Source organism: Pseudomonas sp. GW821-FHT09D08 (assembly GCF_059416305.1).
In genome coordinates, this window is record NZ_JBWKOX010000005.1 from 62,582 (window position 1) to 76,239 (window position 13,658).

General features: G+C 63.4%; 13 protein-coding genes. 10 read left to right on the forward strand and 3 right to left on the reverse strand.

Annotated features, from left to right (window positions below):
- Positions 1-51: 51 nt before the first annotated feature.
- On the reverse strand, positions 52-1,041 hold the full coding sequence (locus tag AC07OP_RS11755; RefSeq protein WP_414887577.1) for a 2-hydroxyacid dehydrogenase: 990 nt from the start codon (positions 1,039-1,041) through the stop codon (positions 52-54).
- Positions 1,042-1,064: 23 nt separating this feature from the next.
- Complete coding sequence (locus AC07OP_RS11760; protein WP_065948339.1) at positions 1,065-3,818, reverse strand: response regulator; 2,754 nt, start codon at positions 3,816-3,818, stop codon at positions 1,065-1,067.
- Between the two features lie 205 nt (positions 3,819-4,023).
- On the opposite strand from AC07OP_RS11760, the gene AC07OP_RS11765 reads away from it, so the two are divergent.
- Complete coding sequence (locus tag AC07OP_RS11765) at positions 4,024-4,752, forward strand: response regulator transcription factor (protein ID WP_065940050.1); 729 nt, start codon at positions 4,024-4,026, stop codon at positions 4,750-4,752.
- The gene (locus AC07OP_RS11770; protein WP_495102835.1) at positions 4,742-6,109 is read left to right on the forward strand and encodes a sensor histidine kinase; all 1,368 of its coding nucleotides are present in this window, start codon (positions 4,742-4,744) and stop codon (positions 6,107-6,109) included. The genes AC07OP_RS11765 and AC07OP_RS11770 overlap by 11 nt, the downstream gene beginning before the upstream one ends.
- Positions 6,110-6,112: 3 nt before the next feature.
- Here AC07OP_RS11770 and AC07OP_RS11775 read toward each other — a convergent pair whose 3' ends face one another.
- Positions 6,113-6,628, reverse strand: a complete 516-nt coding sequence (locus tag AC07OP_RS11775; protein ID WP_027607322.1) for a DUF2062 domain-containing protein — start codon at positions 6,626-6,628, stop codon at positions 6,113-6,115.
- Between the two features lie 135 nt (positions 6,629-6,763).
- On the opposite strand from AC07OP_RS11775, the gene AC07OP_RS11780 reads away from it, so the two are divergent.
- The 8 genes from AC07OP_RS11780 to murB all read left to right on the forward strand — a co-directional run bounded on the left by AC07OP_RS11780 (position 6,764) and on the right by murB (position 13,619).
- A complete protein-coding gene (locus tag AC07OP_RS11780; RefSeq protein ID WP_495102836.1) occupies positions 6,764-8,989 on the forward strand; it encodes a ComEC/Rec2 family competence protein in 2,226 nt (741 codons plus the stop codon).
- A gap of 109 nt (positions 8,990-9,098) precedes the next feature.
- The gene (locus tag AC07OP_RS11785) at positions 9,099-9,734 is read left to right on the forward strand and encodes a MotA/TolQ/ExbB proton channel family protein (RefSeq protein WP_027607320.1); all 636 of its coding nucleotides are present in this window, start codon (positions 9,099-9,101) and stop codon (positions 9,732-9,734) included.
- Positions 9,731-10,159 carry an ExbD/TolR family protein gene (locus tag AC07OP_RS11790; RefSeq protein WP_027607319.1) on the forward strand — a complete coding sequence of 143 codons (429 nt, stop codon included), beginning with the start codon at positions 9,731-9,733 and terminating at the stop codon, positions 10,157-10,159. Before AC07OP_RS11785 ends, AC07OP_RS11790 begins: the two co-directional genes overlap by 4 nt.
- Complete coding sequence (lpxK, locus tag AC07OP_RS11795) at positions 10,159-11,169, forward strand: tetraacyldisaccharide 4'-kinase (protein ID WP_495102837.1); 1,011 nt, start codon at positions 10,159-10,161, stop codon at positions 11,167-11,169. Before AC07OP_RS11790 ends, lpxK begins: the two co-directional genes overlap by 1 nt.
- 23 nt (positions 11,170-11,192) lie before the next feature.
- Entirely contained in the window at positions 11,193-11,378 is a 186-nt protein-coding gene (locus AC07OP_RS11800; RefSeq protein WP_003174668.1) for a Trm112 family protein, read from the forward strand.
- Positions 11,375-12,139 (forward strand): 3-deoxy-manno-octulosonate cytidylyltransferase, encoded by a 765-nt coding sequence (kdsB, locus tag AC07OP_RS11805; protein ID WP_065927093.1) that lies wholly within the window; start codon positions 11,375-11,377, stop codon positions 12,137-12,139. The genes AC07OP_RS11800 and kdsB overlap by 4 nt, the downstream gene beginning before the upstream one ends.
- Positions 12,139-12,603: a low molecular weight protein-tyrosine-phosphatase gene (locus AC07OP_RS11810; protein ID WP_115488830.1), complete on the forward strand. Its 465-nt coding sequence runs from the start codon at positions 12,139-12,141 to the stop codon at positions 12,601-12,603. The genes kdsB and AC07OP_RS11810 overlap by 1 nt, the downstream gene beginning before the upstream one ends.
- Positions 12,600-13,619: a UDP-N-acetylmuramate dehydrogenase gene (gene murB / locus AC07OP_RS11815; RefSeq protein WP_495102838.1), complete on the forward strand. Its 1,020-nt coding sequence runs from the start codon at positions 12,600-12,602 to the stop codon at positions 13,617-13,619. The genes AC07OP_RS11810 and murB overlap by 4 nt, the downstream gene beginning before the upstream one ends.
- Positions 13,620-13,658: the final 39 nt, after the last annotated feature.

Genomic DNA, 13,658 nt, shown 5'->3' on the forward strand with positions numbered 1-13,658 from the left:
GCATCCTATCACGGGTGCCTGCTGATCATGAGCCTGGTATGTGACCGCTGATCATCCTTCGACGAGGTTCTGCGCCCGGCCATCGGCCCATGCCGCAATATTGGCCAAGGTAGTGCCGGCAATCGCCGCCAGGGCTTCGCGGGTGAGGAACGCCTGGTGTGCGGTGACGATCACGTTGGGGAAGGTCAGCAGGCGCGCGAGCACATCGTCCTGCAAGGGCAGGTCGGAGCGGTCCTCGAAAAACAGCTGGGCTTCCTCCTCGTACACATCCAGCCCCAGGTAGCCGAGCTGGCCGTCCTTGAGTGCTTCGATCAGCGCCGGCGTGTCGACCAGGCCACCGCGACCGGTGTTGATCAGCATGGCGCCGGGTTGCATCCGCGCCAGGGAGTGCGCATTGATCAGGTGCTTGCTGTCGGCGGTCAGCGGGCAGTGCAGGCTGATGATCTGGGCCTGGGCCAAGAGCTCCGGCAGGCTCACATAGTCAGCGCCGAGGGCCTGGACCTGGGGGTTGGGGAACGGGTCGTAGGCGAGCAGCCGGCAACCGAAGCCCGCCATGATCCTGGCGAACGTGGCGCCGATCTGGCCGGTGCCGACCACGCCGACGGTCTTGCCCACCAGGTCGAAGCCGGTGAGGCCATGCAGGCTGAAATCGCCGTCGCGGGTGCGGTTGTAGGCGCGATGCAGGCGGCGGTTGAGGGCGAGGATCAGGGCCACCGCGTGTTCGGCGATCGCATGGGGCGAATAGGCCGGGACGCGCACGATGGTCAGGCCCAGGCGTTTGGCGGCAGGCAGGTCCACATGGTTGTAGCCGGCCGAACGCAACGCGATCAACCGCGTGCCGCCCTTGGCCAGCTGTTCCAGCACCGGGGCACTGAGGTCGTCGTTGATAAAGGCGCAGACCACCTCGTGGTGTTCGGCCAGGGCGACGGTATCGAGGTTGAGCCGGGCGGGTTGGAATTGCAGTTCCAGGCCGCGCGGCAAGGGTTCGCCGAGGAAACTGTCGCGGTCGTAGGTCTGGCTGCTGAAAAGAATCACGCGCATCAAAGGCTTCCTTTTTGATGAATTCAGGCGCTGACCCGCGCTTCACTGGCCAGCCGTGCAATGGCCATGTCCAGCTCGTCCAGCGCGGTCATGGCCTTGGCGTCGTCCTGCTTGAGCAGGGTTTCGGCGCGCTGGCAGGCGGCGCGCAGTTGCGGCACGCCACAGTAGCGGGTGGCGCCGTGCAGGCGGTGGACGCGTTCGATCAGGGCCAGGTTGTCCTTGGCCTCACGGGCGACGTGAATGGCCTGGCGGTCGGCTTCCAGGGAGGCCAGCAGCATGGCCAGCATGTCGGCCGCCAGGTCCATCTTGCCGGCGGCTAGGCGCAGGCCTTCCTCGTGGTCCAGCACCGGCAATTGCACCCCGGGGCCCAGGCCTTCGACGGCGCGCTCCGGCACCTGGTTGCGCAGGGCCAGGCCGGTCCATTTCAGCACTACCTGGGCCAGTTGCCGTTCGCTGATGGGTTTGGTCAGGTAATCGTCCATACCGCTTTGCAGCAAGGCGCGCTTCTCGTTGGCCATGGCATGGGCGGTGAGGGCGACCACCGGCAAGGGCGTGCCATGGCGCTCGCTTTCCCACTGGCGGATCGCCTCGGTGCTCTGACGTCCGTCCATGCCCGGCATCTGCACGTCCATCAGCACCAGGTCGAAGGTGTCCTGTTTCACCGCGTCGACCGCCGCGTAGCCGCTTTCCACTGCACGGACCTGCGCGCCCATGTCTTCCAGCAGGGTCTGCACCAACAGCAGGTTTGCCGGGTTGTCGTCGACACACAGCACACGCGGCGCACGGCTGGACAACGGCTCGCCCGGTTCACTGCGGGACGGCCGCGGGCTGATCAGGTCGGACAGCGCACGGCGCAGCTTGCGGGTACACGCCGGCTTGGCCTGCAACTGGCTGTTGGGGTTGGGTACCGACTCGTTGAACAGCATCTGTTCGGTGGTGGGGCACAGCACCAGCACCTTGCAACCCAGGTGTTCGAGGTCCCACAGGTGCTGGTTGAGGCGCTCGGGCGGAATATCGTTGGCGGTCACGCCGAGTACCGCGAGGTCGATAGCCTGCTCGGTCTGGTGAGCGCTGGTGATGCCGTTGGTCAGGCTTTCCAGGGTATTGAACGGCGTTACTTCCAGGCCGCAGTCTTCCAATTGGTGCTGCAGGGCCTGGCGCGCCAGGTCGTGGTTTTCCAGTACCGCCACGCGATGGCCCAGCAACGGCGCGCAGGGCAGGTCTTCGACGTCGTCGCGGGTCTTGGGCAGGTTCAGGCTGATCCAGAATTCAGAACCTTCGCCCGGCGTGCTGTCGACGCCGATTTCACCGCCCATTTGTTCGATCAGGCGCTTGGAAATCACCAGGCCCAGCCCCGTGCCGCCGGGCTGGCGCGACAGTGAATTGTCGGCCTGGCTGAACGCCTGGAACAACGCCCGCACGTCCTGGCTGGACAGGCCGATGCCGGTGTCCTGCACGCTGATGCGCAGTTGCACGCTGTCTTCCTGCTCGTCCTCGATCATCGCCCGGGCCACGATGGTGCCTTCGCGGGTGAACTTGATCGCATTGCTGATCAGGTTGGTGAGGATCTGCTTGAGCCGCAGCGGGTCGCCCACCAGCGCCAGCGGCGTGTCGCGGTACACCAGGCTGACCAGTTCCAGTTGCTTGGCATGGGCGGCGGGAGCGAGGATGGTGAGGGTGTCTTGCAGCAGATCCCGCAGGTTGAAGGGAATGCTGTCGAGCACCAGCTTGCCGGCCTCGATCTTCGAGAAATCGAGGATTTCGTTGATGATGCCCAGCAGGTTGTCGGCGGATTTTTCGATGGTGCCCAGGTAGTCAAGCTGGCGCGGGGTCAGCTCGCTTTTTTGCAGCAGGTGGGTAAAACCGAGTATGCCGTTGAGCGGCGTGCGGATTTCATGGCTCATGTTCGCCAGGAACTCGGACTTGATGCGGCTGGCCTCCAGGGCCTCCTTGCGCGCCAGGTCCAGCTCGATGTTCTGGATCTCGATGGTTTCCAGGTTCTGGCGCACGTCTTCGGTGGCCTGGTCGATGCTGTGCTGCAGTTCTTCCCGGGCATTTTGCAGGGTTTCGGCCATGCGGTTGATGCCCGATGCGAGTTGATCCAGCTCCTGGCTGCCCAAGGGTGGCAGGCGGGTTTCCAGGTTGCCGTCCTTGAGTTGGGCCACCGCTTGCTTGATCAGGCCAATCGGCGCGTTGATCGTACGGCTGATGCGCAAGGCCAGGGCCGCGGTGCAGATCAGGCCGATGGCAATCAACAGCAGGCTGGCGAACAGGCTGCGATAACCGCGCAGCAACATACCGTTGTGGGACAACTCCACCTCAACCCAGCCGAGCAGGCGATCGGCTTCATCGGGGATCAAATCGCCCGCCAGGTTGCGATGGCGACCAAACACCGGCAGCAGGTAGCGTGTGGCGTCGTTGCCGGTGCGTTGCAGCAGGTGGGAGCTGTTGCCGACCGGCGGCTGGTTGAGCATGGTCGGGCCGGCGTGGGCCAGGGGCGTGCGGTCCGGCGCGAGGAACGCCACGGTGCGCACGTCCGTCTGTTCCAGGGATTGGGTGGCGATACGCTCCAGCAGGTCGGTATTCCTGCTGCCCATGGCCGGAGCCACCAGGGGCGCCAGCTGCTCGGCGATCATTTCGCCGCGTTGCAGCAGTTGGGCCTGCAACTCCGAGAGCTGCATCCAGGTGAAGTACCCTCCCAACAACAAGGCCATCAGGCTGGTCGGTAATAAGGTCAGCAACAGTACGCGGCCTTTTATCCCCATTCTTTTAAGCACGCCACTCTCCTGCTACCACACTGATATCAATCTTCCGCGCCGGCATCCGGCCCGCGCCACCTGCGCAGTGTAGCCATTTGCGCGGCCTGGAATCTTGCAAATTAATGACAGAGGGCAATCTTCGGGCCGTTGGGCACTGTGTGGCGATTGCCTGCGGCGGGGTTATCTTGAATAATCAGTGATTGAGAATGACTTGCAGACGCTAATGAATCCCGCGGCAGTTGGCCTACCCCGTATCCTCACAATTGAAGATGACCCCGTGCTGGGTGCCTATGTGCATGAGCATTTGGGGCGCTGTGGCTTCCAGGTCACCTGGTGCCAGAACGGTCAGCAGGGCCTGGAGATGGCGCGCGACCAGGCATTCGACGTGGTGTTGATGGATATTCTGCTGCCGGGCCTGGATGGCTTGTCGATCCTCACCCATCTGCGCCGGAGCCATTCGATTCCCGTGATCCTGATGTCGGCCCTGGGCGCTGAAACCGATCGCGTCAGCGGTTTTCGCCTGGGGGCCGATGATTACCTGCCCAAGCCCTTCAGCATGGTTGAGCTGCGCGTGCGTATCGAAGCCATCCTGCGTCGGGTGGCCCTGGATCGGCGCCCGTTGCCGACGCTTGCGCCCGTGCGCGAGGACACCCGCACGCTGCGTTTCGATGATGAGCTGTGCGATGTTTTTCATCAAGGCCACTGGGCGGGCCTGACCCGCAGCGAATATCGCCTGCTGGAAACCCTGCACCGCAACGCTGAAGAAGTCCTCAGCAAAGCCTTCCTCTACCAGCACGTGTTGCAACGGGGTTATGCGCCCCATGATCGCAGCCTCGACATGCATATCAGCCAGATCCGCCGCAAGCTCAAGGCCATCGGCTACACCGAGCGTGAGGTGCGCACGGTGTGGGGCAAGGGCTATGTGCTGAGCGGTCACGACGATGGGCTTTGAGGCATCGCTGAAACGGCTGCCGGGCAGGCACTCGTTATTCTGGAAGCTCGCCTGCCTGCTGATCGCCTTCTGTTTGCTGATGATCTGGCTCAGTTGGTCCTGGGGTCGGTACATGGAGCAAAAGAACGCCTACCTGTCCGATGAGGCCAGGAGCACCTTGAGTGGTTATGCGGCAGGCGCCGAGCAGGCCTGGAACCAGGGCGGCAATGCCGGCGTCGATGCGTGGCTGCAGGCAATGGGCAAGCGCGAAAGCACATGGATCGGGGTGATCGGCAATGACTTGCAGTCGTTGAGCAGCTACCCGCTGACCGACACGGAAAGCCAGCGCCTGACCTTCCTGCGGGGCCTGGACTGGCCGGTCAGTCGCCACGTCAAGGGGTTGCCGTGGTTGAAGATCCCGTTTGCGGTGGACCCGGGCGCCGGTTCGCTGGTGATTGAACTGCCGCAGCGCTTTATGCCGGGGCGCTACCAACTGTTCTGGCGGGTGGTGACCAACGGCGTGATTCCCGGCCTCTTTACCTTATTGCTGTGCATCGGTCTCTATCGGCTGCTGATCATGCCCCTCAATCAACTGCGCGAGCAGGCCAACGCATGGCGTGCCGATCAGTTGAATACGCGGATGTCCCACGACGCCACCAGCCGCCAGGACGAATTGGGCGAGCTGGGGCGCGCGTTTGATCATATGTCCGAGCGCTTGCAGGGTACCGTGATGCTGCAACAGCAGCTGTTAAGGGACATGTCCCATGAACTGCGCACGCCCTTGAGCCGTTTGCGGGTGGCTTGTGACAGTGAGCAGGATCTTGCGCGCCTGCGTGAGCGGCTGGGTCGGGAGATCGACGCCATGCAGCGCCTGGTGGAAGACAGCCTGCAACTGGCCTGGCTGGATACCGAGCGGGCGCCGCTGCCCAAAGAAGATATTCAGGTGCAAGCGCTGTGGGACATGCTGCGCGAGAACGCGTGCTTTGAAAGCGGTTGGCCGGCATCGCGGCTGCCCTGCCTTCTGGGCGCCGACAGTTGGGTGAGGGGCAACCTGAATGCCCTGGCCCAGGCCCTGGAGAATATCCTGCGCAACGCCATACGCCATTCCCCGGCGGAGGGGGGCGTGTGCCTGGATGGCTGCCGCGAGGGGGAGTATTGGCACCTTTGGTTGGAAGACCAGGGCGGGGGAATCGATGAGCAGGATCTGGAGCGAATCTTTGCGCCGTTTACGCGGCTGGACGGTTCGAGGCCCGGCGATGGTGGCTTCGGGCTGGGCCTGAGCATCGCGCGTAATGCCGTGCAACGCCAGGACGGCAGCCTGTGGGCGGAAAATACCGGCCAGGGCCTGCGTGTGCACCTGCGGTTGCCGGCGCGATAGGTCTCAGCCTCGGCGCTGCTTGCGCTTTTTCCATTGGTGCGCGACCCACCAGCGCCAATACCCCATGGTCAGGCAGTAGGCCAATGCGCCCAGCACCAGCCCCAACACCACCGAACCCAGCAGGAAGGGTTGCCACAGCGTGCTCAACTGGCCGCTGATCCACTCCCAGGTCAGGTCGTCGGGCAGGCTGCGCGGTGGCACATTCATCAGCCAGGCGCCGGTCATGTAGGTGCAGATGAACACCACCGGCATGGTGATCGGGTTGGTCAGCCATACCAGGCTGATAGCGATGGGCATATTGCCGCGCACGGTGATCGCCAGCACTGCCGCCAGCAGCATCTGCAACGGGATCGGGATAAACGCCGCGAACAAACCTACGGCCATGGCGCGTGCCACGGAGTGCCGGTTCAGGTGCCAGAGGTTCGGGTCGTGCAGCAACGTGCCAAGAAACTGTAATGACTTGTGTTCCCTGATACTGGTGGGGTCGGGCATGTACCGTTTGAATAAGCGCCGAGGCATAGGGGGTCCAGGTCAGTTCGAGGGGCAAGTATGCCCGCATTCTATAAACAGAAAATTCAGACTTTGTGACAAAACATCATAGGACACGCTGGGCCCTCGTCTAAGACTGAGTGGATCACTTGAAAAGGAGGGTTCATGAAGACAGGGATGTTCGCGCTCGCGCTGGGGTTGCTTGCCTTGCGCTTTCTACCGGCGCTGCCGCCGACGGGATGGCTGATAGCCATGCTGGTGCTGGCATTGATGCTATTGCCCTTTCGTACGTCGCCACTGGCATTTTTCCTGTTGGGCTTGAGCTGGGCCTGCATCAGTGCGCAGTGGGCGCTGGATGATCGACTACGGCCGGTGCTGGATGGCCAGACGCGATGGCTGGAAGGCCGTGTAACCGGGTTACCGCAGCAGACAGAGACGGGCGTGCGTTTTGAGCTGGCCGACAGCCAGGCGCGCAACGCCCGGTTGCCCAAGCGCATCCGGGTGTTTTGGCACGGCGGGCCGCCGGTACGCAGTGGCGAGCGCTGGCGTATGGCCGTGACGCTGAAACGGCCTGCCGGGCTGCTCAATTTTCATGGTTTCGATCAGGAGGCCTGGCTGCTGGCCCAGCGCATTGGCGCCACCGGCTCGGTGAAGGATGGTGAGCGCCTGGCGCCGGCGCGTCATGCCTGGCGTGACACTGTTCGCCAACGCCTGATGGCGGTGGACGCCCACGGCCGCGAGGCGGGCCTGGCGGCTTTGGTGCTGGGGGATGGCTCCGGGCTGGCGGCCGAAGACTGGCAGGTGTTGCAGGACACTGGCACGGTGCACCTGCTGGTGATTTCCGGCCAGCACATTGGCTTGCTTGCGGGGTTGATCTACGGGTTGGTCGCGCTACTTGCACGCTACGGCTGCTGGCCCCGTACCTGGCCGTGGCTGCCGTGGGCGTGCGGCCTGGCGTTTGCCGCCGCGCTGGGGTACGGCCTGCTGGCAGGGTTTGGCGTGCCGGTGCAACGGGCCTGCGTCATGGTGGGGCTGGTGTTGGTGTGGCGCCTGCGCTTTCGTCATCTGGGGTTCTGGTGGCCGTTGTTGCTGGCACTCAATGGCGTGCTGATCCTGGAGCCACTGGCCAGCCTGCAACCGGGATTCTGGCTGTCCTTCATGGCTGTCGCAGTGCTGGTCCTGGGATTTGGTGGGCGCTTGGGGCCGTGGAGTGTCTGGCAGGCATGGACACGTCCCCAGTGCTTGATTGCCGTTGGTCTGTTTCCTGTGTTGCTGGTGCTCGGCTTGCCCGTCAGCGTCAGTGCGCCGCTGGCCAACCTGGTTGCCGTGCCGTGGATCAGCCTGGTGGTGTTGCCCCTGGCCTTGCTGGGGAGCGCATTGTTGCCGCTGCCGTATGCCGGGGAGGGTTTGTTGTGGCTGGCGGGCGGGGCGCTTGACGGGTTGTTCCGGGGCTTGGCATGGCTCGCTGGGCAAATGCCTGCCTGGATACCGGCCGAGGTGCCCCTGGGTTACTGGCTGATCAGCCTGGTCGGCGCGGTGCTGTTACTGCTGCCCAAAGGCGTGCCGTTTCGGCCACTGGGCTGGCCGCTGCTGTTGTTGGCCGTGTTTCCACCCCGCGAGCTCGTGCCCCATGGGCGGGTGGAGGTGGTGCAGCTGGATGTCGGGCAAGGTCAGGCCTTGATCCTGCGTACCCGCCATCACACGTTGCTCTACGATGCCGGCCCGCGTTCGGGGACGGTTGACCTCGGTGCCCGCGTGGTAGTGCCTGCGTTGAAAAAGCTCGGCGTCGGGACGCTGGATATGATGCTGCTGAGCCACGCCGACGCCGATCATGCCGGTGGGGCGTCGGCTGTGGCCCGAGGGTTGCCGATCCGGCGTGTCGTGGGCGGTGAAACCGAGGGGTTGCCCGCGTTTCTCGCCACCCAGCCCTGTGTCAGCGGCGAACGGTGGGAGTGGGACGGTGTGGCATTCGAGCTGTGGCAGTGGCCTGATGCGATTGATGGTAACCCCAAGTCCTGTGTTCTGCAGGTCCAGGCCAATGGTGAGCGGCTGCTGCTCACGGGGGATATTGATCGGGCTGCCGAGCGAGCATTTCTCGCGTCTTCGTTGGCCGTGCGCACCGATTGGCTGCAATCCCCTCACCATGGCAGCCGCAGTTCGTCGTCGTGGCCTTTTCTACAGCGGCTGGCGCCCACGTCGGTGCTGATTTCCCGTGGGCGTGGCAATGCGTTCGGCCATCCTCACCCGCAGGTGGTGGAGCGCTACCAGCGACTGGGCAGCCAGATATACGACAGTGCCGAGCAGGGCGCGGTGCGTGTGCAATTAGGGGCTTTCCAGCCACCGACTGTTGCGCGTAGTCAACGCCGTTTTTGGCGCGAAACGTTACCCTGAGCCGGCCATGCCAAAGACTGGCGCCTGGGACAGGCGGGTCCATGGCCGACGAACCCCGCCGCCGAACCTATATGGTAAAGTGGCGCACTTTTTCGAGGGGACATTCACTGTGTGGGAATTGGTCAAATCTGGCGGCTGGATGATGTTGCCGATCATCCTGAGCTCCATCGCCGCACTCGGCATCGTTGCCGAACGTTTGTGGACCCTGCGCGCCAGTCGCGTCACCCCCGAGCATCTGCTGGGGCAGGTCTGGAGCTGGATCAAGAACAAGCAGCTGGACAAGGACAAACTCAAGGAACTGCGCGCCAACTCGCCGCTGGGTGAGATCCTCGCCGCCGGCCTGGCCAATTCCAAGCATGGTCGCGAGATCATGAAAGAATGCATCGAAGAGGCCGCCGCCCGGGTTATCCATGAACTTGAGCGCTATATCAACGCCCTCGGCACCATCGCAGCCATGGCGCCGTTGCTCGGCTTGCTGGGGACGGTACTGGGCATGATCGATATTTTCAGTTCTTTCATGGGCTCGGGCATGACCACCAACGCGGCCGTGCTGGCCGGCGGTATCTCCAAGGCCCTGATTACCACGGCGGCGGGCCTGATGGTCGGTATTCCTTCGGTGTTCTTCCACCGTTTCCTGCAGCGGCGCATCGATGAACTGGTGGTCGGTATGGAGCAGGAAGCCATCAAGCTGGTGGAAGTGGTGCAGGGTGACCGTGATGTGGACCTGGTTGGGGGCAAAGCGTGAAATTTCGCCGCAAGCAACGGGAAAATGTCGACATCAACCTCGCGTCGTTGATCGACGTGGTGTTTATCCTGCTGCTGTTTTTTGTCGTCACCACCACCTTCACCCGGCAGACCGAACTGCGTGTCGACCTGCCGGAAGCCGTGAGTGGTTCGCCGGCCGAAGACCAGGAAGTCAAGCAACTGGACATCGCCATCAGCGCCGACGGGGCGTTTTCGGTGAATAACCAGGTACTCGAGAAAAACGACCTCGCCAGCCTCATGGCGGCCCTGGAGAAAGAGTCCGGCGGCGATACCAAGATGCCGTTGTCCATCAGTGCCGATGGCAAGACCCAGCACCAGGCCGTGATCACGGCGATGGACGCCGCCGGCAAGCTCGGTTTCAGCCATCTGCGCATGAGCACTGTCGAGGCGGCGAGCCAACCCTGATGGCCATGTCCGATCGTTTGCTCAAGGCTTGGTATGAGGGCCATCCGGCGCTCGCGTTGTTGCGTCCGCTGGAATCGTTGTATCGCCGGGTGGTGCAGCGCAAGCGTGCGCGGTTCCTGGCGGGAGAGGGCGAGATCTATCAATCGCCGGTGCCGGTGGTGGTGGTCGGTAATATCACCGTGGGCGGCACCGGCAAGACGCCGTTGATCCTGTGGTTGATCGAACACTGTCGGCGCAGTGGCCTGCGCGTCGGTGTGGTCAGTCGCGGCTATGGTGCCAAGCCACCGCAGTTGCCCTGGCGCGTCGAGGCCAGCCACAGCGCCACGGTGGCGGGTGACGAGCCTTTGCTGATCGTGCAGCGCTGCGGTGTGCCCCTGATGATCGATCCCGACCGCAGTCGTGCGGTGCAGGCCCTGCTTGCCAGCGAGGCCCTCGACCTGATCCTCTCCGACGACGGCCTGCAACACTACCGCCTGGCCCGTGACCTGGAACTGGTGCTGATCGACGCCGCCCGGGGTCTGGGCAATCGCCGTTGTCTGCCGGCGGGGCCATTGCGCGAACCGGTTGAGCGTTTGCACAGTGTGGATGCACTGCTCTACAACGGTGCCGGCTCGGATCGCGACGATGGATTTGCGTTTCGCCTGCAACCCACCGCGCTGGTCAACCTGCACAGCGGTGAGCGCCAGTCGGTGGCGTACTTTCCTGAGGGGCAGCAGGTACATGCGGTCGCCGGTATCGGTAATCCACAACGTTTCTTCAACACCCTTGAAACGCTACACTGGCAGCCGATTCCCCATGTTTTTGCCGACCACGCGCCCTACAGCGCCGAGGTCTTGAATTTTACCCCGTCATTGCCACTGGTCATGACCGAGAAGGACGCGGTGAAGTGCCGCGCCTTTGCCCAGCCCGACTGGTGGTACCTTGCGGTGGATGCGGTGCCGTCGCCGGCGTTCGTCGCCTGGTTCGACACGCAGCTGATGCGCCTGCTGCCCGCCCGTCTTTTGCCTTAAACGCTTTTTTCCAGGAAACACTCATGGACACCAAACTGCTCGACATCCTCGCTTGCCCGATCTGCAAAGGCCCGCTCAAGCTCAGCGCCGATAAAACCGAGCTGATCAGCAAGGGCGCCGGCCTGGCGTACCCGATCCGTGATGGCATCCCGGTGATGCTGGAAAGCGAAGCCCGCACCCTGACCACCGACGAGCGCCTGGATAAATGACCACAGCCTTTACCGTTGTCATTCCTTCCCGCTACGCCTCGACACGCCTGCCGGGCAAGCCGCTGCAACTGATCGGCAGCAAGCCGATGATCCAGCTGGTGTGGGAACAGGCCTGCAAAAGCAGCGCTGAGCGTGTCGTGGTGGCCACTGATGACCCGCGCATCATCGAGGCCTGCAAAGGGTTCGGCGCCGAAGCGGTGCTGACCCGTGAAGATCACAACTCCGGCACTGACCGCCTGGCCGAAGTGGCCACGCAGTTGGGCCTGGCGCCAGACGCCATCGTGGTCAATGTACAAGGCGACGAACCGTTGATCCCGCCGGGCGTGATCGACCAGGTGGCCGCCAACCTGGCTGCCCATGGTGAAGCGCGTATGGCGACCCTGGCCGAGCCGATTGAAGACATCGACACCCTGTTCAATCCGAACGTGGTCAAGGTGGTCAGTGATGTCAACGGCCTGGCGCTGACCTTCAGCCGTTCGACCTTGCCCTGGGCGCGCGACGCCTTCGCCAGGAACCCTGACCTGTTGCCGGAAGGCGTGCCGTACCGTCGCCATATCGGCATCTACGCCTATCGTGCCGGTTTTCTGCATGACTTCGTCAGCTGGGGTCCGTGCTGGTTGGAAAATACCGAATCCCTGGAGCAACTCCGAGCCCTTTGGCACGGCGTACGCATCCACGTGGGCGATGCTCTGGAAGCACCGCCTGCGGGTGTCGATACCCCGGAAGACCTTGAGCGCGTCCGTCGCCTGCTGGGGGCCTGATGGAGGTTCTGTTTGTCTGCCTGGGCAATATCTGCCGCTCGCCCACCGCTGAGGGCGTACTGCGCCATAAATTGCGCGAAGCCGGGTTGGCGGGGCAGGTCGACGTAGCGTCCGCCGGCACCGGCGAATGGCATATCGGCAACCCGCCGGACCAGCGCAGCCAACGTGCGGCACTGGTGCGCGGCTACGATTTGTCGGCCCAGCGGGCCCGGCAGGTCTCCCGCGCCGACTTTGCACGCTACGACCTGATCCTGGCCATGGATCACAGCAACCTGCGCAACCTCAAGGCCATGCAGCCCGGCCAGGGCAAGGCGGAGCTGGACCTGTTCCTGCGGCGCTATGAGGCTGAAGTGGACGAGGTGCCGGATCCCTACTATGAAGGCGAACAAGGCTTCGAACGGGTCCTGGACTTGATCGAGCAGGCGTGTGATTTACTGGTGATCGAATTGAAGGGACGGTTATGACCTTGCAAGTGCGGGCGCAGGTGTCGCTCAAGCCATTCAACAGCTTTGGCATTGATGTGCGTGCCCAACTCTTCGCCGAGGCCCGCAGTGACGCCGATGTGCGCGAGGCACTGGCCTATGCGTCGACCCAGGCGTTGCCCTTGCTGGTGATCGGCGGTGGCAGCAACTTGCTGCTGACCCAGGACATTCCTGCCCTGGTGTTGCGCATGGCCACCCAGGGCATTCGGGTGCTACAGGATGATGGCATGCAGGTGGTGGTCGAAGCCGAAGCCGGCGAAGCCTGGCACCCGTTTGTACTGTGGACCCTGGAACAGGGCTTCTGCGGCCTGGAAAACCTCAGCCTGATCCCCGGCACCGTCGGTGCTGCCCCCATGCAGAACATCGGCGCCTACGGCGTGGAAATCAAGGACGTCTTTGTCGGCTTGACCGCCCTCGATCGCCAGACCGGCGAGTTGCGCGATTTCAGCCTGGAAGAATGCAACTTTGCCTACCGCGACAGCCTGTTCAAGCACGAAACCGGGCGCTGGCTGATCCTGCGGGTACGCTTTGCCCTGAGCCGCGCCAGCCACCTCAAGCTCGACTACGGCCCAGTGCAGCAGCGCCTGGCAGGGCAGGGGATCACCGAGGCGACACCGAGCGATGTCAGTCGCGCGATTTGCAGCATCCGTAGCGAAAAATTGCCCGACCCGGCAGTGCTTGGCAATGCCGGCAGCTTCTTCAAGAACCCGCTGGTGTCCAAGGCCCTGGCTGAAGAGTTACAGGCGCAGTATCCGGACCTGGTGGCTTACTCGCAGGCGGATGGGCAGATGAAGCTGGCCGCTGGCTGGCTGATCGACAAGGCCGGCTGGAAGGGCTTTCGTGACGGCGACGCCGGCGTGCATGCCCTGCAGGCGCTGGTGCTGGTCAACTATGGCGGCGCCACAGGCCACGATATTGCCAACCTGGCCCAACGTATCCAGCGGGATATCGCCCAGCGTTTCAAGGTCGAGCTGGAAATGGAACCCAACCAGTACTGATACCCCGAAAACAAAAATGCCCCGCATCTGTCGATACGG